This is a genomic window from Flavobacterium hydatis, from assembly GCF_000737695.1.
In the GTDB taxonomy this organism is placed as follows: domain Bacteria; phylum Bacteroidota; class Bacteroidia; order Flavobacteriales; family Flavobacteriaceae; genus Flavobacterium; species Flavobacterium hydatis.
Window position 1 is genome coordinate 1 of sequence record NZ_JPRM01000044.1, and the last position, 23,775, is coordinate 23,775.

19 protein-coding genes and 1 rRNA gene are annotated in these 23,775 nt (G+C 32.1%); 10 read left to right on the plus strand and 10 right to left on the minus strand.

What is annotated here, in order from left to right; genetic code table 11:
• Window positions 1–16: 16 nt before the first annotated feature.
• Window positions 17–126: ribosomal RNA gene (gene rrf / locus IW20_RS21400) — 5S ribosomal RNA — on the plus strand.
• A 445-nt stretch (window positions 127–571) separates the two neighbouring features.
• Here the strand turns inward: rrf and IW20_RS21405 are convergent.
• On the minus strand, window positions 572–928 hold the full coding sequence (locus IW20_RS21405; RefSeq protein WP_035627353.1) for a hypothetical protein: 357 nt from the start codon (window positions 926–928) through the stop codon (window positions 572–574).
• Complete coding sequence (gene mnmE, locus IW20_RS21410) at window positions 929–2,329, minus strand: tRNA uridine-5-carboxymethylaminomethyl(34) synthesis GTPase MnmE (protein WP_035627356.1); 1,401 nt, start codon at window positions 2,327–2,329, stop codon at window positions 929–931. It abuts the gene before it with no gap.
• Between the two features lie 307 nt (window positions 2,330–2,636).
• Between mnmE and IW20_RS21415 the strand changes: the two genes are divergently transcribed.
• The gene (locus IW20_RS21415) at window positions 2,637–3,470 is read left to right on the plus strand and encodes a universal stress protein (protein WP_035627358.1); all 834 of its coding nucleotides are present in this window, start codon (window positions 2,637–2,639) and stop codon (window positions 3,468–3,470) included.
• 236 nt (window positions 3,471–3,706) lie between these two features.
• Entirely contained in the window at window positions 3,707–5,479 is a 1,773-nt protein-coding gene (locus tag IW20_RS21420) for a MutS-related protein (RefSeq protein WP_035627361.1), read from the plus strand.
• A gap of 369 nt (window positions 5,480–5,848) precedes the next feature.
• Here IW20_RS21420 and dnaN read toward each other — a convergent pair whose 3' ends face one another.
• From dnaN to IW20_RS21445, 5 genes are all read right to left on the minus strand, one after another.
• On the minus strand, window positions 5,849–6,967 hold the full coding sequence (gene dnaN / locus IW20_RS21425) for a DNA polymerase III subunit beta (protein ID WP_035627362.1): 1,119 nt from the start codon (window positions 6,965–6,967) through the stop codon (window positions 5,849–5,851).
• Window positions 6,968–7,075: 108 nt separating this feature from the next.
• Window positions 7,076–8,761 carry a gliding motility-associated ABC transporter substrate-binding protein GldG gene (gldG, locus tag IW20_RS21430; protein WP_035627365.1) on the minus strand — a complete coding sequence of 562 codons (1,686 nt, stop codon included), beginning with the start codon at window positions 8,759–8,761 and terminating at the stop codon, window positions 7,076–7,078.
• Window positions 8,761–9,486, minus strand: a complete 726-nt coding sequence (gene gldF, locus IW20_RS21435) for a gliding motility-associated ABC transporter permease subunit GldF (protein ID WP_035627367.1) — start codon at window positions 9,484–9,486, stop codon at window positions 8,761–8,763. The genes gldG and gldF overlap by 1 nt, the downstream gene beginning before the upstream one ends.
• 228 nt (window positions 9,487–9,714) lie before the next feature.
• The gene (locus tag IW20_RS21440; RefSeq protein WP_035627369.1) at window positions 9,715–10,011 is read right to left on the minus strand and encodes a putative quinol monooxygenase; all 297 of its coding nucleotides are present in this window, start codon (window positions 10,009–10,011) and stop codon (window positions 9,715–9,717) included.
• A 144-nt stretch (window positions 10,012–10,155) separates the two neighbouring features.
• On the minus strand, window positions 10,156–10,986 hold the full coding sequence (locus IW20_RS21445; RefSeq protein ID WP_035627371.1) for an SAM hydrolase/SAM-dependent halogenase family protein: 831 nt from the start codon (window positions 10,984–10,986) through the stop codon (window positions 10,156–10,158).
• 315 nt (window positions 10,987–11,301) lie between these two features.
• Between IW20_RS21445 and IW20_RS21450 the strand changes: the two genes are divergently transcribed.
• From IW20_RS21450 to IW20_RS21465, 4 genes are all read left to right on the plus strand, one after another.
• Window positions 11,302–12,252, plus strand: coding sequence for a PhoH family protein (locus IW20_RS21450; protein ID WP_035627373.1), 951 nt, complete (start codon window positions 11,302–11,304; stop codon window positions 12,250–12,252).
• 296 nt (window positions 12,253–12,548) lie between these two features.
• On the plus strand, window positions 12,549–13,382 hold the full coding sequence (locus tag IW20_RS21455; RefSeq protein ID WP_035627375.1) for a Cof-type HAD-IIB family hydrolase: 834 nt from the start codon (window positions 12,549–12,551) through the stop codon (window positions 13,380–13,382).
• Window positions 13,383–13,882: 500 nt separating this feature from the next.
• Complete coding sequence (locus IW20_RS21460; protein ID WP_035627378.1) at window positions 13,883–16,234, plus strand: S9 family peptidase; 2,352 nt, start codon at window positions 13,883–13,885, stop codon at window positions 16,232–16,234.
• Between the two features lie 199 nt (window positions 16,235–16,433).
• Window positions 16,434–17,384: a phosphoribosylaminoimidazolesuccinocarboxamide synthase gene (locus tag IW20_RS21465; RefSeq protein ID WP_035627381.1), complete on the plus strand. Its 951-nt coding sequence runs from the start codon at window positions 16,434–16,436 to the stop codon at window positions 17,382–17,384.
• 65 nt (window positions 17,385–17,449) lie between these two features.
• On the opposite strand, the gene IW20_RS21470 is transcribed toward IW20_RS21465, so the two are convergent.
• Entirely contained in the window at window positions 17,450–17,995 is a 546-nt protein-coding gene (locus IW20_RS21470) for an SRPBCC family protein (RefSeq protein ID WP_035627411.1), read from the minus strand.
• A 25-nt stretch (window positions 17,996–18,020) separates the two neighbouring features.
• Window positions 18,021–18,488 (minus strand): DUF1801 domain-containing protein, encoded by a 468-nt coding sequence (locus IW20_RS21475; RefSeq protein ID WP_035627383.1) that lies wholly within the window; start codon window positions 18,486–18,488, stop codon window positions 18,021–18,023.
• 223 nt (window positions 18,489–18,711) lie between these two features.
• Between IW20_RS21475 and IW20_RS21480 the strand changes: the two genes are divergently transcribed.
• The 3 genes from IW20_RS21480 to IW20_RS21490 all read left to right on the plus strand — a co-directional run bounded on the left by IW20_RS21480 (window position 18,712) and on the right by IW20_RS21490 (window position 20,442).
• Window positions 18,712–19,110, plus strand: a complete 399-nt coding sequence (locus IW20_RS21480; RefSeq protein ID WP_035627386.1) for an ankyrin repeat domain-containing protein — start codon at window positions 18,712–18,714, stop codon at window positions 19,108–19,110.
• 217 nt (window positions 19,111–19,327) lie between these two features.
• On the plus strand, window positions 19,328–19,705 hold the full coding sequence (locus tag IW20_RS21485) for an ankyrin repeat domain-containing protein (RefSeq protein ID WP_035627388.1): 378 nt from the start codon (window positions 19,328–19,330) through the stop codon (window positions 19,703–19,705).
• 353 nt (window positions 19,706–20,058) lie between these two features.
• A complete protein-coding gene (locus IW20_RS21490; RefSeq protein WP_035627414.1) occupies window positions 20,059–20,442 on the plus strand; it encodes an ankyrin repeat domain-containing protein in 384 nt (127 codons plus the stop codon).
• Between the two features lie 199 nt (window positions 20,443–20,641).
• Here IW20_RS21490 and IW20_RS21495 read toward each other — a convergent pair whose 3' ends face one another.
• The gene (locus IW20_RS21495) at window positions 20,642–23,740 is read right to left on the minus strand and encodes an efflux RND transporter permease subunit (RefSeq protein WP_035627391.1); all 3,099 of its coding nucleotides are present in this window, start codon (window positions 23,738–23,740) and stop codon (window positions 20,642–20,644) included.
• Between the last annotated feature and the right edge of the window lie 35 nt (window positions 23,741–23,775).

Sequence of the window (23,775 nt, forward strand, 5' to 3'; positions counted from 1 at the left end):
AAGCAACTAACGACCTTAAGGTGGTTATTGCGGCGGGGCTCACCTCTTCCCATCCCGAACAGAGTAGTTAAGCCCGCCTGCGCAGATGGTACTGCAGTTATGTGGGAGAGTATGTCGTCGCCTTTCTTTAGAATCCTCATCATTTATTTGGTGAGGATTTTTTTTTGTGCTTTACTTTTTGGGGAGAAGAAATACGCAAAAAGATTTAAACGCAAAGTACACAAAGCTATTTATTAAACTTTACGAACCTTTATGTAATCTTTTGCGCTCTTTGCGGTAAAATTTTATTTATAGTTACGATGAGCTAATGTAATCTGGATTGATTAATAAACTACGAACAATTGGCTTTCCTAGCTTTAAAGAGATGTATCTTGTGTTTAAATGGAGTCTTTGTATCTCTTCGACTTCACGATTATAAGTAATTTTCTCATGCTCTTGATTAAAAAGAAAGAATCATTCGTAAAAGGTGAAAAATATAAACCGATATTCAATTTTTGAATTTCAGATAAAGTAAAAGCTTCGTAAAAGTTTCAGGATTTTTTTTGTTTTAAAAAAAATGTATAAATACAGTTTAGTTTAAGTTTTTAGCTTTTACGCGTAAACATTGTTCCGTTCCTAAATAGAGCGGATCTCCGTGTTTTTCAGACCAAAATCCCTCCAGTATATCTGCAGTGATGCATTTGTAAACAGCAACGCCTTTATAGGTTTTGTTTTCGTTACCTTTGTAGCTAAAGTTAATGACCAGAATATTGTCTTTAAAGAAGCCGTGACCTTTTTGTTGCTGAGTGTTATTAATAAGCCATTGAGCAATAATCCGATTATTTTCGTCGAGTGATAAACTCAAAATACCTTTGTAAGTTACCTGATTACTTTCGTCCTGATTGCTTCCGGAAACGGAATAATTACCAATTAAATCTTGTACATTCATTTATTTCCCGATGCAGAAATTAGCAAAAATATTACCCAATAATTCATCATTCGATACCTGACCAGTAATCAGCCCAAATTGGTATAAAGCTTCACGAATATCGAGTGCCATTAAGTCGCTTGAAAGATTGGTTTCTAGGCCGTATTTTACTTTTTGTATTTCGTCTAGCGCTTTAAGTAAAGAATCGTAATGTCTGGTGTTGGTTACGATAGTTTCGTTATTTCGTAATGCTCCAGTATTTACAAAAGATAGTAATTGATTTTTTAATTCATCAACACCAATATTTTCTTTGGCAGAAATAGTCTGAAGTTTAACGTTTAATGTTTCAAGAAGATTGTGAATATTCTGAATTTCTTCTTCTGAAAGTAAATCTACTTTGTTGATTACAACAAGTAACGGTTTTAAAGGATATTTATTCTTTACTTTTTCTATTTCTACAATATACTCAGAACTTTGTGCCTTAAATTTTAAACTATCAAATAAATAAAGAACGACTTGCGCTTGTTCAATTTTTTCGAAAGTTTTTTTGATTCCGATACTTTCTACATAATCTACAGTTTCGCGAATACCAGCTGTATCTATAAAACGGAAACCGATTCCGCCGATAACCAATTCATCTTCGATGGTGTCACGTGTAGTTCCGGCAATTTCCGAAACTATGGCACGTTCTTCGTTTAATAAAGCATTTAATAAAGTCGATTTCCCTACATTAGGCTCTCCAACGATAGCAACAGGAATTCCATTTTTAATTACGTTTCCAACCGCAAAAGAATCTATTAAGCGTTTTAATACAAACTCGATACGATTTAGTAATTCATGAAATTGACTTCTGTCTGCAAATTCTACATCTTCTTCAGCAAAGTCCAATTCGAGTTCTATAAGCGAAGCAAAATTTAATAATTCTTCACGTAGTTTGGCTATTTCATTACTAAAACCACCTCGCATTTGTTGCATGGCGATTTGATGAGAAGCTTCATTATCAGACGTGATTAAATCAGCTACAGCTTCGGCTTGAGATAAATCTAGTTTTCCGTTTAAGAAAGCACGAAGCGTAAATTCTCCAGGATCTGCCATTCGGCAACCTTTACGAAGTAATAACTGAATTATTTGTTGTTGGATATAAGTAGAACCGTGACATGATATTTCGATAGTATTTTCTCCAGTATAGGAGTTTGGTCCTTTAAATACAGAAACCAAAACTTCATCAAGGGTTTTTGAACCATCTACAATGTGACCTAAATGTAAGGTATGGGTTTTCTGTTTAGTTAAATCTTTATTTTTAATAGATTGAAAAACACCGTTACCAATTGTAATGGCATCGCTACCCGAAATTCGAATTATGGCTATCGCTCCAGCTCCCGAAGGTGTTGCTAGTGCTACTATAGAATCTTGATTTATCATGCTGCAAAGGTATAAAAAAAGGCTAGAAGTTCCGAAAGAGGTAATTATATAAACAATATACTTTTTATAGATTGTTATGCTTGTTTTTGAAAGAATTAGCAGCAATTTTCAGGACTTTACGTGAAGGGTACAAAGTTGCAAAAGTTGAATACTGAGAGGTAAGATGAGAACTTCAACTGGGGCTGAACACTGTAATTGAGTACTTATATTAACAAATTGTAAAATGTTAAATAACTGATAATTGTCATATCGAAGAGGTTGTTTTATGGCTAAATTTGAGAAACTAACATATAATCCAAACTGTACGATGAAAAGAATATTATTCCCCACCGATTTTTCTGAAGTAGCAACAAATGCTTTTGTTCATGCTTTAGAATTTGCAAAACAGGTTAAAGGTGAGCTCGTTTTGCTACACACTTTTGAAATTCCGGTTTATGACAGTCAGTTTTTTCCAGAAAACTTTGCAATAATATATAATTCATTAGAGTTGTCTAAATTTGAAATGTTTAAAGATCAGATTCCAAAACTTCGCGAAATTGCTAAAGAACGTGGTCTTGATGATATTGTAATGAATCATCGCCTAATGGATGGTGATTTGGTTTACAACATGAAAAAAGCAATTAAAGAAGATAATATAGATTTTGTGGTAATGGGAACTTCTGGTATTTCTGGCTGGGAAAACTTTTTCTTAGGGACTAATACCGATGCTGTAATATCTGGAGTTGAAGTGCCTATTTTGTGTATTCCAGGAGAATCTGAATTTAAGAAAGTAAAAACCATCGGATTTACTACACGTTATCGTGAGAAAGACAAAAAAGAACTTCGTAAAGTTTTGGCTATAGCAAAAAAAATGAATGCAAAAATTAAATGTCTATATGTAAGAACTCAGAATACAGATGTATCTGATGCTACTATCAAAGAATGGGAAGCAGACTTTAAAGATGAACCTATTCAGTTTTTGGTGCTTCCATGTGAAGAAGTAAAAGAAACTATTCTAGATTTTGTTTTATATAAAGACATTGATGTTTTGGCGATGATTGCTTATAAACGTAGTTTCTTCGAAAGTTTATTTCATCCTAGTTTTACTAAAAAGCTAACAAAGGATATTGCAATTCCGGTTTTGATTATGCATGAGCAATAGATCTTCGTAGTATTATAAAATTTTTCGTAAAGGCGCAGAGTTATAAAGAGTAAGTTTTAAGCTTATTTTCTTTGCTTTTTGCGCCTTTGTGAGAATAAATAAGTGTAAACTTTTAATTGAGAAAGAGAATCTATTAGTAATTAATATTCCTATTGTTTAAAGTAGTTATTTCGTAACTGTAAACTTATATTTGTATTTCAATATAATTTCTAAAAAGGAATAATTACTTTAAAACAATGGAAGAATATAAAAAAAAAGTTAGCAGTTATTCAGATGCTTTAAGTGCAATTAATAAAAAATACAATAGCATTAGTTTATTACGACTTTTGAGTATTGTTTTCAGTTTGGTTTTAAGTTATTATTATCTTAAAACAGATGCTTCAGTATATCTTATTTCAGCTTTTTTATTATTTATAGGTTTTATTGTTTTAATGCGTATTCACTCTAAGTTGTCTTTTAAAAAGAAGCTCACAGAAACGCTTTTGAAAATTAATAAAAATGAAATCACGTTTTTAAAAAGAGAGAAATTACCTTTTGAGAATGGACAAGAATTCATTGACTTCCATCATCCGTATGCTTATGATTTAGATATTTTTGGAGAGCATTCCTTGTTCCAAAGTCTTAACAGAACAGGTACTTTTGTTGGGAAAAAGACATTGGCAAATCAGTTATTATATAATTTACCTAATAACGAAATCACCCAAAATCAAGATGCAATACACGAACTTCAATCTAAGTTAGATTGGCGTCAGGAATTTCAAGCACTTGCAATATTAGGGCAAGATACTAAAGAAGCTTATCAGGCATTACTGAATTGGAAGGATGGCAAAAGTGCTCCTTTTTCAAAAGTAATGTCTCTATTGATATATGTTTTACCCGCTATTTTCGGAGCGCTCGTAATTGCATATTTTGTTACATCTAATCTCTCGTTGCTATCTTATATAACTTTTGTATTTGTCTTGAACACGACTATTTTGGGAATGTTTTTTAAAAGGATTCAAACCGAAATTGCCAAAGCCGAGAATATTGATAAAATTATCAAGCAATATGGTTTATTGGTTAAGGAAATTGAAAACGAAACTTTTAAATCAGAAAAGTTAATTACACTACAAAATAAACTGATTTATAAGAACGCCAAGGCAAGTGTTCATTTAAAACAATTATCGGAGTTGTTCTCAAACATGGATACTATCAATAATTTTGTAACCGCTTTATTATTTAATGGTATCTTTTTATTTAATCTTCATGTTTTAAAAAATCTGTTGAATTGGAAAACGAGTCATGCAGCTGTTCTAGAAGAATGGCTGAATGTAATTGGTGAATTTGAAACACTAAATAGTTTAGCTAATTTTTCTCATAACAATCAGGATTTTGTTTTTCCAGAGCTGAATAATGATTTTAAAATTGGATTTTCTAATCTAAGTCATCCGTTATTAAATCCTGATACTAGAGTAGGGAATGAGGTGCAATTTTTCCCAGAATCATTTATGATACTTACAGGATCGAATATGTCCGGAAAAAGCACCTTTTTGCGTAGCTTGGGTATCAATATGGTTTTAGGCGGAATAGGTTCTGTAGTGTGCGCAAATAAAGCTGCAATGCATCCATTACCTGTTTTGGTTTCGATGCGACTGTCAGATTCTTTGTCTGATAGTGAATCGTACTTTTTTGCCGAAATTAAGCGTTTAAAACAAATTATGGATGCACTGGAGGATAAACCTGCATTTGTGCTCTTAGATGAGATTTTAAGAGGTACAAACTCCGATGATAAACGTAACGGAACTATCGAGGTTGTAAAAAAGGTAATTGCAAAAAAAGCAATTGGCGCAATCGCAACTCACGATATCGAAGTTTGCTTAACTACTAATGATTATCCTGAAATCTTAACAAACCAATGTTTTGAGGTTGAAATAAAAAATAACGAATTGCATTTTGACTATAAACTTCGTGAAGGTATCTGTAAAAATAAAAGCGCAACTTTCTTAATGCAAAAAATGGGTGTGATTTAGTGGTGTGAGAGAATAGAGAATAGATGAAAGGCTATAGGTTTAGAGTAAATACTATATATAGAGTAAAAGCTAAATGTTTTTATGGGGGAGTTAGTGGTGTGATCTTAATTGGAATTGTAGGGCACTAAACCTAGTCTTGATTTACTTTTGTTATTCTTTGCGTCTTACTCCAAACTTTTCATCCGAGGTAAAGGGAAGTCCTTGTGGTGCTTAGTAAAATAAGCTACAAAATAAAAAAACCGCAATTTCTAAAAAGAAGTTGCGGTTTTTTAAGTATAAAAATGGTTGGTTAATAGCGTAATTGTTATGCAATAATAAGTATTATATTTGAATATCAAAAATCTAATATAACAAAAACATAATTAAATGTTAACTATTTAGCATTACCGGCATAACCAACATGGTAACTGTTTCTCCATCTTCTAAACCATCTACAGGAGTTAAGATACCCGCTCTGTTAGGTAAAGACATTTCCAACATAATCATATCTGATTGTAAGTTTGTCAACATTTCGGTAAGGAAACGTGAGTTGAATCCGATTTGTAAGTCATCACCTTGGTAATCACAAGTCAATCTTTCTTCGGCTTTGTTTGAGTAATCGATATCTTCGGCAGAAACATTTAATTCAGCTCCAGCGATTTTCAAACGAATTTGGTGTGTAGTTTTATTAGAGAAAATAGCCACACGACGTACTGAACTTAAAAATAAAGAACGGTCAATCATTAACTTGTTTGGATTCTCTTTTGGAATTACAGCTTCGTAGTTTGGATATTTTCCATCAATTAAACGACACATTAAAATGTAATTGTCGAATGAGAATGTAGCGTTAGAATCATTGTATTCGATTTTTACTTCAGCGTCAGAAGATCCAAGAATACTTTTTAAGATATTCAAAGGTTTCTTTGGCATAATAAAATCAGCAACTTGTGATGCTTTTACATCTGTACGTGCATATTTTACTAATTTGTGAGCATCTGTAGCAACAAATATTAATCCTTCTGGCGAAAACTGGAAGAATACTCCAGACATTACCGGACGTAAATCGTCGTTACCAGCAGCAAATATTGTTTTGCTAATAGCAGTAGCCAAAACATCTGAAGGTACTAGAGTAACCGAAGGCTCTTCTAGATTTACAGATTTTGGAAATTCTTCTCCAGCTGCATATGCCAATGCATATTTTCCTGAGTTAGAACTAATTTCTACAGTATTATTATCTTCAACTGTAAAAGTTAAAGGTTGTTCTGGAAATGTTTTAAGAATTTCTAGTAATAATTTTGCAGGTATTGCAACACTTCCTTTGCTCGTAGAATCAATCGCTAAAGTTGCAGACATCGTCGTTTCAAGATCCGATGAAGAAACTGTTAATTCGTTATTGTCTAATTCAAATAGAAAGTTGTCTAAAATAGGTAACGTATTGTTACTATTGATTACACTACCTAAAACTTGTAATTGCTTTAATAAGTACGAACTCGATACTATAAATTTCATCTCTTTTGTTTTATTTTTTGGTATATATTTTAGCTTGACAAATGACTAGAATACATTTTTACAAATATATCGTAAACAATCCTAGTATACTAAATTTTTTATTAACATCTATTTGCTGTATTTCTTTCTTCGAAGGAAAGTAAATGCAAGTCCGAAGACCAATAATATTAGAATTGGTAGTCCGATAGTTATGAATTGCGTAATGCTATACTCTTGATAAACTTTTTCTTTATCTAATAAAGGTAAATTAAGATCCTTGCTTCTAATGTTAATAAGTCCTGTGTCGTCTAGTAAATAATTAACGCAATTCATTAAGAAATCTTTGTTGTCGTACAAATTTCCTGAGCGTTGATCGTAACCTAATTCTACCGGAGCTAAATTTTTATCCAATTGATTACGGACTAAATCTCCATCGGAAATTACAATCATTTTGGTTGCTTTTCCTTTTGTCTGAAATGTTTTTTGTTCAAAAGGTAAAACTCTATTTTCGTACATCGAATGGAAATCTCCTTCTAATAAAACCGATAAAGGAAAATTACCTTTATTGATATAATCATTTGGTGAAGTTTCTTCGGTTACAATATTTAAATTGATTTCGGCTGGAGTTCCAATTTTTTTAGAATAAGGAGATGATTGCAAAAGAACCGTTTTTTTAATACCATTTTTTAAAGTATCGATTGGGTTTGCAAAGTCAAATTTTATTCCGCCAAGGTTTTTTACAATAGGATGTTTGCTTTCAGGATAAACCTGCGGAGCATATTTCCAGTTAAATTGTTGATATTGGGTTGCGCTACCTTGTTCTCCCGAAGCTAGTTTTATAGGGCTTCCTTGTTCATCTTTTACTAAATCAGGATTAATTCTGAATCCGTATTTAAAGAACATGTCATTAAGATTCAAATCTCTTGGGAAAGCCAGCGTAGCACCAGACTGATTGTATAAACTATCCATCTCAGCATTTACCTGATCTACAAGCCACAATGTTTTTCCTCCGTTTATGATAAACTGATCTAGAACTTGTTTCTCACCATCTGTAAATGCCTCGGTAGGTTTAGCGATAATAGCCAAATCATATTTTTGTAGTGCATCTAAAGTTCCAATTGGATTTTTGGCAACAGAATCTAAAGTAAATGGACCAATATGATAGCTTTCGCGAATTTGCATCAGGAATTTTGCCATGAAAATCTCTTTCATTTCTCCGTTTCCTCTTATTATAGCAACCTTTTTTTGTTTTTCTGTGGTAATTTTATTCAATGCATCAGCAATAGAATATTCTAAATGTTGTACAGATCCAATTACTTTTTGAGTAGTCGAAGCGCCCATCTGGTTTTTTAATAAAGGGATATTAACTTCTTTATTATTATAGACTGCAATTGCCCAAGGAAAAACCATTGCTTGCGATTGTTTTCCTTTATCATCTACAGTTATGTTTATAGGAGTAAGCCCTTTACGGTACAATTCTTTAACCATATCCATGCTTTCTTCTTCGTTTTCTAAAGGATTAACGAATTCAAAAACAATATTTTTATTATAAGCCTGAAACTCTTCTAGTAATTGTTGTGTTTCTTGTTGCAAACGTTTAAACTCGGCAGGTAAATCGCCTTGCATATAAATTTTTATAGACAACGGATTATGAACCTGTTTGATAATGTTTAAAGAAGTTGGAGATAGAGTATATCTTTTGTCTTTGGTTAAATCAAAACGATGAAATACAAATGTACCTGCAATATTCAGGACAATTAAAGCTATAACCGTAATCAGTAACGTTTTTATATTTTTTTGAGAAGAAATTTTCATTACGATTTAAAAGATTTTAGTTGATATACAGTAAACGAAAGAAAAAGCACCGTTATACTTAAAAAATAAATTACATCGCGTGTGTCGATAACACCTCGGCTCATACTTTTAAAGTGATTTTGCATTCCTAATGATGAAATTACATTCATAAATCCAGGAACGATAGTCGATAAACCTTCAAAACCAAAATAGAAGAAGAAGCATAAAAATACTGCTATGATAAAAGCTACGATTTGATTTTCGGATAATGTAGAAGTGAAAATTCCGATGGCGGTATAAGCTGCAATCAGGAATAATAATCCGAAATAAGAACCAATTGTGCTTCCCATATCGATATTACCTTCTGGCAATCCTAAACTCGAAATTACTTTTACATATATAAATGTTGGAATAATTGCCATTATAATTAAAAGCAAAGAGCCAATGAATTTTCCGTTTACAATTTGCCAAATACTTAAAGGCTTTGTAAGCAATAATTCGATTGTACCTTGTTTTTTCTCATCAGAAAAACTACGCATGGTTACAGCTGGAATTAGGAATGTTAAAATCCATGGAGCCAAAGTAAAGAAAGGAGTAAGATCGGCAAAACCAGTATTAAGGATATTGTATTCTCCTTGAAAAACCCATAAAAATAAGCCATTACTAATCAGGAATATTGCAATGACCAAATAGCCAATGGGAGATCCAAAAAAGGATTTTATTTCTCGTAAAACGATTGATTTCATATTTTAACGTTAATTTGTTTATGCGTTTATTTTGTTTAAAGTTTAAAGTTGTCCAATCAGTGGCTAAAAATTAACCGCAAAGTTTGCAAAGATTTTCGCAAAGTTCACAAAGCGATGAAATCTTTTTAATCTTGATAATCTGTGGCAGAAAAATTAACCGCAAAGTTCGCAAAGTTTTAAAGGCTTTATTTATCTTAATTTCTTAATGGTTCAATTTTTTATTTTTGTTTAAACTAAAGAAACTAATTTGTCTACACTCCAGGCTTCTGGTTTAGCATTAAATAAAGTTTTGGTAAACGACCAAACCGTATTAAAAAGTTCCGATTGTCGGTAATTTTCTAAGTCGGCTTCGGTTTCCCAATAACTGTATGTAAAAAATATGCTTTTATTGTCTTTATCTTGATACAGCTCTAAAAAACGATTTCCGGGAGCATTTCGTATTTTATCCTTCACACTATCAAAATTTTCCATGAAAGCAGGAATTTTATCTTCGTGAAAACTCATTTTTACTATTCGAACAAACATTTTTATAATTTTAAGTCGTGAAATGGCTTATATGCGCGCAAAAATACCAAAATAGATTATTCTTTCTGTTAATATTTTTCTTGTTATGAAAAACTATTTTTAAGATTGTAAAAGTTATCGGGATTAAGCTTTAAAATTTGTTGCTTAATTCTTGAATTGGATTAAGATTGTATCACGATAATTAAGTCCTAGTAAACTATTTGCCGAACCAACTTTTGAAGGATTACTTCTGAAAATAGCAATTTCAAGAAAACCAGCTTCGTTAAAAATAGCTAGTTTCTCGCCTTCATAAGTTTTGATTGGGTATTTATCTGAACTGGCAATTGCCGAGTAATTTGGCAAAATAGTTTTGATGCTTTTTGGTTTCATCACAATTTCATAAGGACGTCCTCGTGCCACTTCCAGAAATTGTCTTTTGGATATATTGGTTACTACGTTACCAAAATGATCTATATAAGATACGTATCCTTTTAAAGAATTTCCATCATTAGATACTATCGATTGTAGCTCGGTTATTTGTTTGATGTTTTGTGTTTCTTTACCGATAACATTTAGCAAACCGCCTTTGGCAATATGGCAGGCAACTTTTATAAAAACATCTAAGTCGCTGGCATCACCGGGTAATCGGTCATGAATATTGATTGCAACAATTTTTTGCGGAACAATTTTTTGCGTAAGCATACTTAATATACCATTATCAGCACAAATAAAGTAATGATCGTTCCATTGCATGGCAATATGCTGGTTCTCTTTATTACGCTCTATATCGACACCAATAAGGTGTACTGTTCCTTTAGGAAAGCTAAAATAAGATGCACCAATAATATAACTTGCTTCGGTTGTATTAAAGGGGTCGATGTCGTGCGAAATGTCTACAATTGTAGCTTCGGAATATTCGGATAATATTTTCCCTTTCAGCGCGCCTACAAAGTGGTCTTTTAAGCCGTAATCGGTAGTAAGGGTAATTATTGACATCATTTTGTTTATAACTATTGATAGTATTTAAATCTAATTTTCATTAAATTTGAGAAATGCAAAGCTAATAATAGTTAGCGCAAAATGGAAGGAAAGAAAAGACAAATTGTATTTTAAAAATAAGTAAAATTATAGTAGTCTCAGTTTACAGTTGCAGTATTCAGTTTATAAGCGAAATAGCATTTTTTTAAAGAAGTGAGATTTCGTTGAAAATATAAATGGTGACTGAAACTGAACACTGGGACTGAAAACTTAAAAAGAACCCGACAGCCATTTGATTTATAAAAAATTAATTTTAATTTAAAACTACCTCATTTGAACGAAAGAATAATCGAGCTAATAGACATCGCTCCAAAAGACTTTTGGGGCGCTCAAGACACTCATCTTGAAATAATAAAAAAGTACTACCCAAAGCTTAAAATAGTAGCGAGAGGGACGACTTTAAAGGCGTTTGGCGAAAAGGAAGTCTTAGATGAATTCGAGAAAAGATTTCAAAGATTGATGCTCCATTTTACCCGATACAACAACATTGATGATAATGTAATTGAACGTGTAATTATGAGCGATGGTCAGGATGAAAAGAAAGCATACGATCATGACAAAATATTAGTTCATGGAGTTGCTGGTAAGATTATCAAAGCCATGACGCCTAACCAGCAATTATTGGTAGATACCATAAAAAAGAATGACATGGTATTTGCAGTTGGTCCTGCTGGAACAGGAAAAACGTATACGGGTGTTGCAATGGCTGTTAAAGCACTTAAAGATAAAGAAGTAAAAAGGATCATACTTACACGACCAGCTGTAGAAGCAGGGGAGAACCTCGGATTTTTGCCTGGCGATATGAAAGAAAAACTAGATCCATACATGCAACCTCTTTATGATGCTTTGCGCGATATGTTACCAAATGAAAAATTAGAAGATTACATTTTAAAAGGAATTATCCAGATTGCACCACTTGCTTTTATGCGTGGTCGTACACTAGATAATGCATTTGTAATTCTGGATGAAGCTCAAAACACAACACATTCTCAGATGAAAATGTTTTTGACCCGTATGGGAAAAAATGCTAAATTCATGATTACAGGAGATCCTGGTCAGGTCGATTTACCACGCCGAACAATTTCTGGACTTAAAGAAGCGATATTGGTTCTTAAAGATGTAGAAGGTATTGGTATTATCTATCTGGATGATAAAGATATTGTACGCCACCGATTGGTAAAAAAAGTAATCGATGCCTACAAACAAATCGAAAACAACGATTAATAACATGAAATGGTTCTTAAAAAATGTCAAATGTAAATCGTAAAATGTGTTTTGATATTTAATGATATTCGTTTTATACATCTCTTTTATAGAAATGTATAAAACGAATATTTTTTTTGCTGATAGAGTTAGCTTGTTAAAAGCTTTTTTTGAAATTATAAAGAATAGATTGACTCAGTTAATTTATGTTAAATAAATAGTAAAGTTTAACTTATTTCTTCCATATTTCTCGGTTTTCTTTGCTTCCCATTTTACAAAGCGATAAATTTGTAAATAATAAATATTTGATACTCAATATGAATTCAGAATCTAAAAAAATAAAAGTAATCATCACCGATTTAGATGGTACATTACTTAATCCAGACCATAAAATATCTTCTTATACAAAATCAGTTTTTCAAGAGCTTCACAATCAAAAATATCTTGTTATAGTTGCTACAGGACGTCATCATCTAGATGCAATGGGAATTATTGATACTTTAGGAATTCCTGTTTATTTGGTAAGTTCTAATGGAGCACGTATACACTCGCCAGAGAAAAAAGAACTTTTTGCTTTTGATATAGAAAGCGAAGTTGTAAAATCGGCTTTGAGTGCAGATATAGATCCAGAGATTACAACAGTTTTATTTAAAGAAAATGTTTGGCTTACAAATAGAATGAGCGAAAAACTAAATGCTTTTCAAGCTGATTTAGTTTATCATCCGGAATTAGTCGATTATTCAAAATTAGAAGATTACACAGCCATAAAAATATTTTTCACACATGATAATCATGAAAAATTGGTTGCATTAAAAGATGTTATTTTAAGCAAAAATTCAGATGTTTTGCACCATGCTTTTAGTTTACCAAATTGTCTGGAGTTTATGGATAAATCTGTAGATAAAAGTGTAGCTATTGCTAAAGTTTTAGAATTAGAGAATATTACTTTTGATGAAGCTATTTCTTTTGGAGATGGTTTTAACGATTTAAAAATGTTATCCTCAACAGGCAAAGCTTTGATTATGGGGAATGCTCCTCAGAATTTAAAAAATGAATTACCACATCTCGAAGTTATAGCAACAAATAGAGAAGATGGTGTTGCGAAATATTTATCTGAGAATGTTTTGGGTAAAATTTCGGTTACAGTTTAGAATATAATATAGAGACATGATTTTTTAGTGAAAAATTATGTCTCTTTTTTTTTCTGCCACGAATTGCACGAATTCACACAAATTGTTTCAAAAAAAATTCTTGCCACAGATTTTTAAGGATTAAATAGATTTAAATTTGTCCTGTAGAGACGCACCGCAGTGCGTCTACATAATATAGGTTTATTCATAAAGTAACCACAAACTTGTTTTTCTTGACACAAGAAAAATTTAGGTGAATAACTCGACAATTTAGGATATGTTTGGATTAGTTTCTTGTGGAGACCCTTCGTTCCTCAGGGTGACAAGATTGGGGAACTTTGCGTAACTCTTCGCATCCTCTGTGGTTAATTTTCTTGCCACAGATTAAAAGGATTTATAACCTTTGCGAACATTGTGTATTCCTTTGCGCGCTTTGCGGTTAAATTCTCTCCTTCAGCTTAAAGAAAGATTTTTTTAATTGCTTTCAAAGTGTATTTTTGTGTTAATCAAATAACATAAAAATGACTAAAAATATCTTTGCAATTGCTTTATTGGTTTTTTCAATATCAGGTAAAAGTCAAAACTTGAAGTTGGAAGAAATCATGAAAGGTGATTCTTTTGTTGGGGTTCAACCGACCAATCAACATTGGAGTTTGGATGGGAAAAAGGTTTACTTCGATTGGAATCCAAATAAGGAATTAGGTTTAAGTACTTACTATTGGGAAAAAGGAATGACCAAACCAGTATTGGCTCAGCCAAAAGAAGCCGCTTTTTCGCAATTAGATTTTAAAAGAAATCCAACATCCGATATTGTTTATTATATTGATAACGGTGGTTTATATTCTTATTCTATAAATAATAAATTTTTAAAAAAGATATTCCAGCAATCGAGTCCGATTTCTAATTTAGAACTAGGCTTTGAAGCTGGAATTTTGTTTTTTCAGCAAAATGATAATTTGTTTAAATACAATGCCAAAGAAGGAACGATTGTACAAATCTCAAACTTTAATAGTGGAGATAAAGCGGAGAAAGAATTAAATAAAGATTCTTTCTTGAAAACGCAACAGAAAGAATTATTCCAATTTGTTAGAGATGCAGCAGCTAAGAAAGAATGGAATAATGCTAAAAAGAAAAGTGTTAAAACTGACTTTCCTAAAGGATATTATTATGGAAAGAAAGATGATTTTGCAAGTCTTAAAGTGAATCCAAACGGAAATTTTGCAACATTTAGTTTAATCGAAAAAGTAGATGTTAAGAAAGAAACAATGGAAGTTTTTATAACTGCCGATGGGTATAATCAATCGCCAGAAACGAAAGAAAAAGTTTCTGTAGATAACTTTGTAAAGACTAAATTCGGAATATATTCTGTTGCCAAAGATTCTGTTTATTTTGTCAACTTTTCTACTTTAAGTCATATTCAGGACGTTCCTAAATATTATGATTCGTACGAAAATCTTAAGAATAAAGAAAAATCAGATAAGCTAATTACTGTTCAGGCTCCCGTTTATAATGCAAGTGGTTCATTGGCTATAGCCGAAATAAGAAGTCAGGATAATAAAGACAGATGGTTAATTAGTCTTGATTTAGACAAAGGAACTTTTCAGGAAATAGAACATCAGCATGACGAAGCTTGGATTGGTGGACCTGGAATTCCTTCTTATGCTTTTGAATCGGGAACTCTTGGATTCCTTTCGGATAACGAAACTATTTACTTTCAATCGGAAGTTACGGGATATTCTCATTTATATACTTATAATTTAAAAACTAAAAAGAAAACACAACTTACTAGTGGTAATTGGGAAGTAAGGGATGTGGCTTTATCAAAAGATAAAAAGACTTTTTATTTAACCACAAATACAACTCATCCGGGTAATAGAAATTTTTATAAACTGGCTGCAGCCAATGGTGTCCTTGAACCGATTTTGACCAAAGATGGTGCTCATGAAGTAAGTTTGTCTCCAGATGAGAAAACATTATTGGTACGTTATTCTTATAAAAACAAACCTTGGGATTTATATATTGGCGAGAATAAAAAGAATACAACGCTAGAGCAAATAACATCTTCGACTACTGAAACTTTTAAAAAATACCCGTGGAGAGAACCAGAAGTAATTACGTTTAAGGCGCAAGATGGTACGCCTGTTTATGCGAGATTATATACTCCAAAAGCAGAAACGTCTAATAAAGCAGCTGTATTATTTGTTCATGGAGCAGGTTATTTACAAAATGCACACAATTATTGGAGTAATTACCACAGGGAATATATGTTTCATAATATGCTAACCGATTTAGGTTATACTGTTTTGGATATTGATTATAGAGGTAGTGATGGTTACGGTCGTGATGTAAGAACTGGAATATACCGTTTTATGGGCGGAAAAGATTTGTCGGATCAAATAGATGGAAAAAAATATCTAGTTGATAACTACGGAATCGATGCCAATAGAGTAGGGATATATGGAGGTTCTTATGGTGGTTTTATCACTTTAATGGGAATGCTTACAACTCCGGGAGAATTTGCTTCGGGTGCTGCATTACGTTCTGTTACCGATTGGGCTCATTATAATCATGGTTATACAGGTAATATTCTTAATTTTCCTGAAACAGATCCTGATGCTTACAAAAAAAGTTCACCGATTTATTTTGCAGATAACTTAAAAGGAAATTTATTGATGCTTCATGGTATGGTCGATGATAATGTAGAATATAAGGATATTGTACGTATGTCTCAACGTTTTATCGAATTAGGTAAAAAGAATTGGAGTCTTTCGTCATTTCCTGTAGAAGCACATGGATTTAAAGAAACCTATTCTTGGATTGATGAATACGACAGAATCCTGAATTTATTTAACGCGACACTTTTGAAGAAGTAAGTTTCTTAGTATTCAGTCTCAGTTTTCAGTGGCAGTTTCCATGCTGAACGAAAACTGTGACTGGTACTGAGACTGAAAACTGAATACCGACACTGAAAACCGCGTATAAAAAAAGAATCTGAATAGATTCTTTTTTTATTTTAATTAGTTTTAAATTTGCATTCATAAAACACGAAACAACACAACACAACAAATAATAATGAGCAATACAATTACAACTACTAATTTTAATTTTCCTAATCAGAAATCGGTTTATCGCGGAAAAGTTAGAGAAGTTTATAATATTAATGATGAACTTTTGGTTATGGTTGCTACAGACAGGCTTTCGGCTTTTGATGTAGTTTTACCAAAAGGTATTCCTTATAAAGGACAAATCTTAAACCAGATTGCAACTAAATTTATGGAGCTTACTCAAGATATTGTTCCTAATTGGTTAATTGCAACACCAGATCCAAACGTAGCTGTAGGACATTTATGTGATCCTTTTAAAGTAGAAATGGTTATTCGTGGTTATGTTTCAGGTCATGCTGCTCGTGAGTATGCTGCTGGAAAAAGACAAATCTGTGGAGTAACAATGGCTGAAGGTTTAAAAGAAAATGATAAATTTCCTGAGCCTATTATAACGCCAACTACAAAAGCTGATAACGGTTCTCATGACGAAGATATTTCTCGTGAAGATATTTTGGCAAAAGGAATTGTTTCTGAAGAAGATTATTTGGTTTTAGAAAAATATACCAGAGCTTTATACCAGAGAGGAACTGAGATTGCTGCAAGTCGCGGATTAATTTTAGTAGATACTAAATATGAGTTTGGAAAAACTAAAGAGGGAGTAATTGTTTTAATAGACGAAATTCATACTCCAGATTCATCTCGTTATTTTTATGCTGATGGATACCAAGAGAGACAAGATAAAGGCGAAGAGCAAAAACAATTATCAAAAGAGTTTGTTCGTCGTTGGTTAATCGAAAATGGTTTTCAAGGACAAGACGGACAACAAATTCCTGATATGACTGATGCTTATATTGAATCTGTATCTGAGCGTTATATCGAATTATACGAAAACATCCTTGGAGAAAAATTCGTTAAAGCCGATATCAATAATATTGACCAACGTATCGAGAAGAATGTAATAGCTTATTTGAGTAAATAATATTTTATTTTACAATTGATTAAAACAAAACCCGCAATTTAAAATTGCGGGTTTTGTTTTTTATATTACTGTGGGCCTTCTTGAATTATTTTTAAATTCTGAAGTCCGGTTTCTAGTTGTTCTCCAAGCATCTGATCCATATTCATAAAGGCAAGCATTAAATTCATAGGATATGGTGATCTACCATCAAATCCCCATTTTACTTTGGTTTGCGTAGGAGTAATTGCCTCAGTTGTCATATAAGCCATATCGGTAGATTCAAAAGGAACTTTAAAACGAAGTTCAAACTCCAAACGTTCTCCTGGAACAATTTTTTTTATTTCTTGTTCTCCTTTACCTACGTTTTTGTTTGTACTATCCCAAGCCGATATTGCACCAACTGTTCCATCGGTTCCTGTAAAAGTTTTTTTCATTGCTGGATCTAACTTGGCCCAAACGCTAAAATTATCTTGATTTTTTAAATACTTCACATAATTAAAGATACTATCTTTTGGTTTATTGATTGTGACATCTCTTTCTACATGATATTCATTTGGTAAAAATAGAGCGACTATTAGCGCTAGAATTACAATACTTAAAATTGCGAGAAGAATTTTTTTGATAATTTTCATAAATTTAAAATTAAGTGGTTTATAATTATTTTGACTGTTTGTACTTAAACTGTGATTCATAGCAATTAATCCAATCTTCAACAGACATTTTTTGTACCAGTTGAGCTATTAAATCAAATGGTATATCATCCATTTTTTTAAATCGAATACAACTTTTCCCCATGTCTAATTTTTGTTTGCAATATTTAGGATATTCAGAAACAAACCATTCTAGTAATTCTGGTTTTGCATAAATTCCCATATGGTATAATGCAATAAAGTTTTTCTGAGATGCTATGTTTATAAATGGTAAAGGTAATTTTGGGTTGCAATGGTAACCTGCTGGATAAATAGAATGTGGTACGAGATAACCCAACATTCCGTAACTCAATTCTTCAGTAAAACCTTCAGGAAGATTATTAAGTATTGCTTCGCGAAGTTTAAGAAATGATGGTTTTCTTTCTTCAGGAAGAGATGTTAAATATTCTTCGATTGTAGTTGCTGATGACTGCATTTTTTAGTTTTTAATGTAAAGTTAAATAAAATTTAGTGTTCTGAATTTTAATTGCTTATAAAATAAAAGAGGGTGTTTTAAATTATTTTTATATAAGATGCAACCTTTTGATTCTTTTTGTCGTCTTACTAAATATATGAAATAATTTTTGTTCAATAAATATTGTTGTAGAAAATAGAGTTTCATATATAATCATCAATAATCAATCAAAAAAAGAATCATCATGAAAAAGTCAATCGTTTATTTAGGAGTTGCTTTAGTCGCATTTGCAAATGTAGCGGTAGCATCTGGCACCAATACAAATTATAAATTATTAACTAGCTCAAAGAATATCGTTCAGCAATATGACCGTAGCCCTCTTAATGTTGCGATTAGTAAGGGAGATTTTGAAACGGTGAAGAAGTTTATAGAATATGGTGCTAATGTAAATAGAGTATTAGATGGTATGTCTCCTTTAATGGCTGCAGCGCGTTATAATCAAGTTGAGATTATGAAGTTTCTTGTATCTAAGGGTGCTGAACTTGATACTGAAAATGAGAAAGGTTATACTGCATTAAAGTATGCTGAGGTTTCTAAAGCTAAAGAAGCGACTACATTTTTAAAAACACTTCTAAAAAAATAATTGTTGTTTAAGTTATATAAAAAGACCTCAAGCCTAAATTTGAGGTCTTTTTTGTTTAATAAAGATTTTGACTTTTTTGACAGGCAATTTTCTTTTTGAATAAAAAGTAAAAATTATTATTTAGTTCTGTAACATTTAGCTTTTTTGTAAGACTTATAATTAACGAATTTGAAAGAATTCTAAAATCATCAATCAAAAATCAATCAAATCAATCACCATGAAAAAATCAATCGTTTTTTTAGGAGTAGCCTTTATGGCTTTAACTCATGTTACACAAGCTTCAAATCTTAATCACAAATCATTTACAAATGCCACATATATCAATAATGATATTAGCCCATTAAATGTTGCCATTTGTAAAGGAGATATTGAAACCGTAAAAAGACTTATAGAATACGGTGCTAATGTAAATAAAGTATCGGGCGGCTTAACTCCCTTAATGACTGCAGCTCGTTATAATAAAGTCGAAATTATAAAACTCTTGATAGAAAAAGGAGCCAATCCTTATACTACTGCCGAAAATGGTTATAATGCTTTAAGATTTGCTGAGGTGTCTAAAGCGCTAGATGCAGTAGCTATTTTAAAGCAATATTAACGGTATATCTTTATTAAGTAAAACCTCTAACCCTCATTTTGTCTAGAGATTTTATCAATTCTAAAATTTAATTTAGTTGTTTTTAATCTACTGATATTTAGTTATTTATTTTTTTAAATTAAATGTGTAACATTTAGTTTGTTTATGCGTCTTTATAGTAAGTAGTTTATTTTTAAATACAATAATTTAAAGTTGAGGTTCTAATTTTAAGTAAATGTTAATTATTGGTTAAAACAAAGTACCTTGTAAAGCATAATACCAAAATTAAATATATATTTGTACAAGAATTAAAAAGCATTTTAAAATCATCAATCAAAATTAATTATCAATCACCAATCAAAAAATCAATCATCATGAAAAAGTCAATCGTTTATTTAGGAGTAGCTTTAGTAGCTTTTGTTAATGTTTCTTTAGCTTCAAATTCAGTTCAGCATTCATTTGCTAATGACAAGATTATCGTTTCAACTTACGATTCTACACCATTAAATGTTGCTATCAGCAAAGGTGACATCGAAACTGTTAAAAAGTTTATAGAATACGGCGCTAATGTAAATGAGACGGCAGATGGAATGTCTCCGTTAATGACAGCAGCTCGTTACAATAAAGTTGAAATTTTAAAAATTTTAATTGAAAAAGGCGCTAATGTTGATGCTAAAGATGAAAAAGGATACACAGCTTTAAAATACGCAGAATTATCTAATGCTAAAGACGCTGTAGCAATTTTAAAACATGCATAATAACATTAACTGTTGTTTTAGTTTTATTAATAGAAAGACCGCAAATCTGAATTTTAGATTTGCGGTCTTTCTGGTTCTTGTAAGTTTGAATTTAGCATTTGATTAAAATCAAAAAAGCACCATTATAAAACTATAATGATGCTTTTCTTTTTTTTGAATTAATCTAATACCTCTTTTTTATATAATTGGATGAAATTTATTATTCGATAGGAGCATCTTTTTTTCGATTGAATACCCAGAATATAATAGGGAATACAAGCAATGTTAAGATGGTTGCAGTAATTAAACCACCGATGATAACTATCGCCAATGGTTTTTGAGATTCTGAACCAATTCCTGTAGAAATTGCTGCTGGCATTAACCCGATAGATGCCATAAGTGCTGTCATTACAACTGCTCGTGTTCTTGCTTTTACTCCTATAAAAATAGATTCTTCGAGGGTATGTTTGGCTTTTATATTATTATGAAATTCGGATATTAAGATAACTCCGTTCTGGATACAAATTCCTAATAAGGCTATAAAACCAACTCCAGCAGAGATTCCAAAGTTCATTCCTGTAACGTGTAATGCGATTATACCTCCAATTATTGCAAAAGGAACATTGGCAAGAACTAATAAAGAATCTTTTAAGTTACCAAACATTATAAATAACAAAACAAATATCCCGATTAAACTAATAGGTACTACCTGGCTTAAACGTGCACTGGCACGAACTTGATTTTCAAATTCTCCAGTCCATCCAGTTGTGTAGCCATTTGGTAATTCTAGTTTATTTACTTTGGCTTGAGCTTCGGCAATTGTACTACCTAAATCTCGATCACGTACAGAAAATTTCACACCAATAAATCGTTTGGTATTATCTCTATAAATGTATGCCGGACCTGTTAAGGTTTCTAAGTCACAAATTTCTTTTAGCGGAATCTTAGCTCCACTCATTGTTGGTACTTTTAGATTACTAATATCTATTTCATCTTTTCGGTATTCTTTGGCATATCGTACACGAACATCAAATTTCTTTTCGCCTTCGTATTTCTGTGTAGCTATTTTTCCACCAAAAGCGAGTTCCAATACAGCTTGAGCATCGGCTAGAGAAACACCATAACCAGCCATACGATCTCTGTTAAGTAAAACACTAATTTCTGGTTGTCCGATATTACGTAATATACCAACATCTTTTATTCCGGGAATGCCTTTAATTTGCGCCATTACTTTCTTGGCAAGCTCATCTAGTTTGTTTAAATCTTCACCGTAAATTTTTACCGCATTTGATGCTTTAAAACCCGCAACTGCTTCGGCAACATTATCTACTACTGGCTGAGAATAGTTATAGGTAATACCTTGATATTGCTTTAATTTTTTATCCATTTCATTGACTAATTCATCAGATGAAATTTTTCTTGTCCATTCTTTTTTAGGTTTTAAGTCTACTTGAAACTGCAGGAAACCAAAACCATTTGGATCTGTACCATCATTTGTTCTTCCGGTTTGAGATAATACTCCTTTTACTTCAGGGAAACTTTGCAGTTCTTTCCTTATTATCGCAGCAGTTTTTACACTTTCGGGTAGGGAAGAACTCATAGGTAATTCGGCAGTTACCCAAAGTGCTCCTTCATTAAGTTGAGGTAAAAATTCTGTTCCTAAAAATGTAGCCGAGAAAAATACAACTACTAATAGCGCTATTGCGGTAGTTAGTGTTTTTACTTTATGTTTAAATGTCCACGCAAAACCAGACGATACAATTCGATCCCAGAAGTTTACAAACGGATTATGTTTTTCTTTTACATTTTTGTTTAATAACAAATGCGATAATACAGGAACTAGTGTTAATGTAAATATTAAAGCGCCCATTAATGCAAAACCTAGTGTATAGGCTAGGGGAGAGAACATTTTTCCTTCTACCTTTTGGAAAGCAAAAATTGGTAATAAAGCCGTAATAATAATCAATTTAGAGAAGAAGATTGATTTACCCATTTCGGCACCTGTTCTTTTAATCAAACTTCCTTTGGCTATTTTATTAAATTTTGGCATTCCTAATTGATGTGCACGGCGGTCTAAAACAACAAACAATCCCTCAACCATGACCACCGCACCATCAATAATAATTCCGAAATCGACTGCACCCAAGCTTAATAAATTGGCGCTCATTCCCATTAACTTAAGGCATAAAAACGCAAAAAGTAAGGATAACGGGATAACTATAGAAACAATAAATGTTGTTCTCCAGTCGGCCATAAATAAGAATACAATACAGGTAACCAAGATGATCCCTTCAAATAAATTATGCATAACCGTTTCGGTCGTATAATTCATTAAATTATCACGATCATAAAACGTTTCAATCTTTATGTCTTTGGGTAATATTTTTTCGTTAAGCTCTTTTACTTTATCCTTAATTAAGGCTAATGTTTCCTTGGCATTTTCGCCTTTTCGCATTACTACAATTCCTTCTACAACATCATCGTCATTACCTATACCTGTTTGCCCTACTCTAGGCATAGCACTTTCGTATACATTGGCAAGGTTTTTTACTAATATAGGATTCCCATTTGCATCATCTACAATTATGTTTTCTATATCTGGAATAGAGGTTAATAAACCAACTCCTCGTACAACAAATGCCTGACCATTTTTTTCGATTACATCTCCACCAACATTTAAATTACTTGCATTTACGGCATTATATACCTGAAGCGGAGTAATATTATATTTAGACAATTTCATTGGGTCTACACCAACTTCATAGGTTTTTTCTTGTCCACCAAAAGCATTTAAATCAGCCACACCAGGTACAGCACGAAGTTGTCTGTCGATTATCCAGTTTTGGTACGTTAAAAGTTCACGGCTATCACGGCTTTTACTTCTTATTATGTATCTAAAAATTTCGCCAGTAGGACCATAAGGAGGTTGTACATCTGGCTCGACACCATCTGGCAAAGAAACATTCTTTAATAAATTATTTACCTGTTGGCGCGCAAATGTATCATCGACTCCATCATCAAAAATTATTTTTATTACAGACAGTCCAAACATGGTAATACTACGTACACTTGTTTTCTTTTGTACAGAGTTCATAGATATTTCGACTGGCGAAGTCACAAAACGTTCTACTTCTTCGGCACTACGCCCATTCCATTGTGTGATGATAATGATTTGCGTATTGGTTACATCTGGAAATGCATCTATTGGCATATTCTTGAAAGAAATAAATCCTGCAATAGCTAATACTCCTACCCAGAAAAAGGTAAATGCTTTGTTCTTGAGTGAAAAAGCAATGAGGTTTCTTATGAATTTGTTCATTTTAAAAAGTATTTTAAATGATGAATTTTATTTTT

Coding starts and splice junctions, on each gene's coding strand:
- IW20_RS21405 (WP_035627353.1), bottom strand. CDS start 928: ATGAATGTACAAGATTTAATTGGTAATTATTCCGTTTCCGGAAGCAAT.
- mnmE (WP_035627356.1), bottom strand. CDS start 2,329: ATGATAAATCAAGATTCTATAGTAGCACTAGCAACACCTTCGGGAGCT.
- IW20_RS21415 (WP_035627358.1), top strand. CDS start 2,637: ATGAAAAGAATATTATTCCCCACCGATTTTTCTGAAGTAGCAACAAAT.
- IW20_RS21420 (WP_035627361.1), top strand. CDS start 3,707: ATGGAAGAATATAAAAAAAAAGTTAGCAGTTATTCAGATGCTTTAAGT.
- dnaN (WP_035627362.1), bottom strand. CDS start 6,967: ATGAAATTTATAGTATCGAGTTCGTACTTATTAAAGCAATTACAAGTT.
- gldG (WP_035627365.1), bottom strand. CDS start 8,761: ATGAAAATTTCTTCTCAAAAAAATATAAAAACGTTACTGATTACGGTT.
- gldF (WP_035627367.1), bottom strand. CDS start 9,486: ATGAAATCAATCGTTTTACGAGAAATAAAATCCTTTTTTGGATCTCCC.
- IW20_RS21440 (WP_035627369.1), bottom strand. CDS start 10,011: ATGTTTGTTCGAATAGTAAAAATGAGTTTTCACGAAGATAAAATTCCT.
- IW20_RS21445 (WP_035627371.1), bottom strand. CDS start 10,986: ATGTCAATAATTACCCTTACTACCGATTACGGCTTAAAAGACCACTTT.
- IW20_RS21455 (WP_035627375.1), top strand. CDS start 12,549: ATGAATTCAGAATCTAAAAAAATAAAAGTAATCATCACCGATTTAGAT.
- IW20_RS21460 (WP_035627378.1), top strand. CDS start 13,883: ATGACTAAAAATATCTTTGCAATTGCTTTATTGGTTTTTTCAATATCA.
- IW20_RS21465 (WP_035627381.1), top strand. CDS start 16,434: ATGAGCAATACAATTACAACTACTAATTTTAATTTTCCTAATCAGAAA.
- IW20_RS21470 (WP_035627411.1), bottom strand. CDS start 17,995: ATGAAAATTATCAAAAAAATTCTTCTCGCAATTTTAAGTATTGTAATT.
- IW20_RS21475 (WP_035627383.1), bottom strand. CDS start 18,488: ATGCAGTCATCAGCAACTACAATCGAAGAATATTTAACATCTCTTCCT.
- IW20_RS21480 (WP_035627386.1), top strand. CDS start 18,712: ATGAAAAAGTCAATCGTTTATTTAGGAGTTGCTTTAGTCGCATTTGCA.
- IW20_RS21485 (WP_035627388.1), top strand. CDS start 19,328: ATGAAAAAATCAATCGTTTTTTTAGGAGTAGCCTTTATGGCTTTAACT.
- IW20_RS21490 (WP_035627414.1), top strand. CDS start 20,059: ATGAAAAAGTCAATCGTTTATTTAGGAGTAGCTTTAGTAGCTTTTGTT.
- IW20_RS21495 (WP_035627391.1), bottom strand. CDS start 23,740: ATGAACAAATTCATAAGAAACCTCATTGCTTTTTCACTCAAGAACAAA.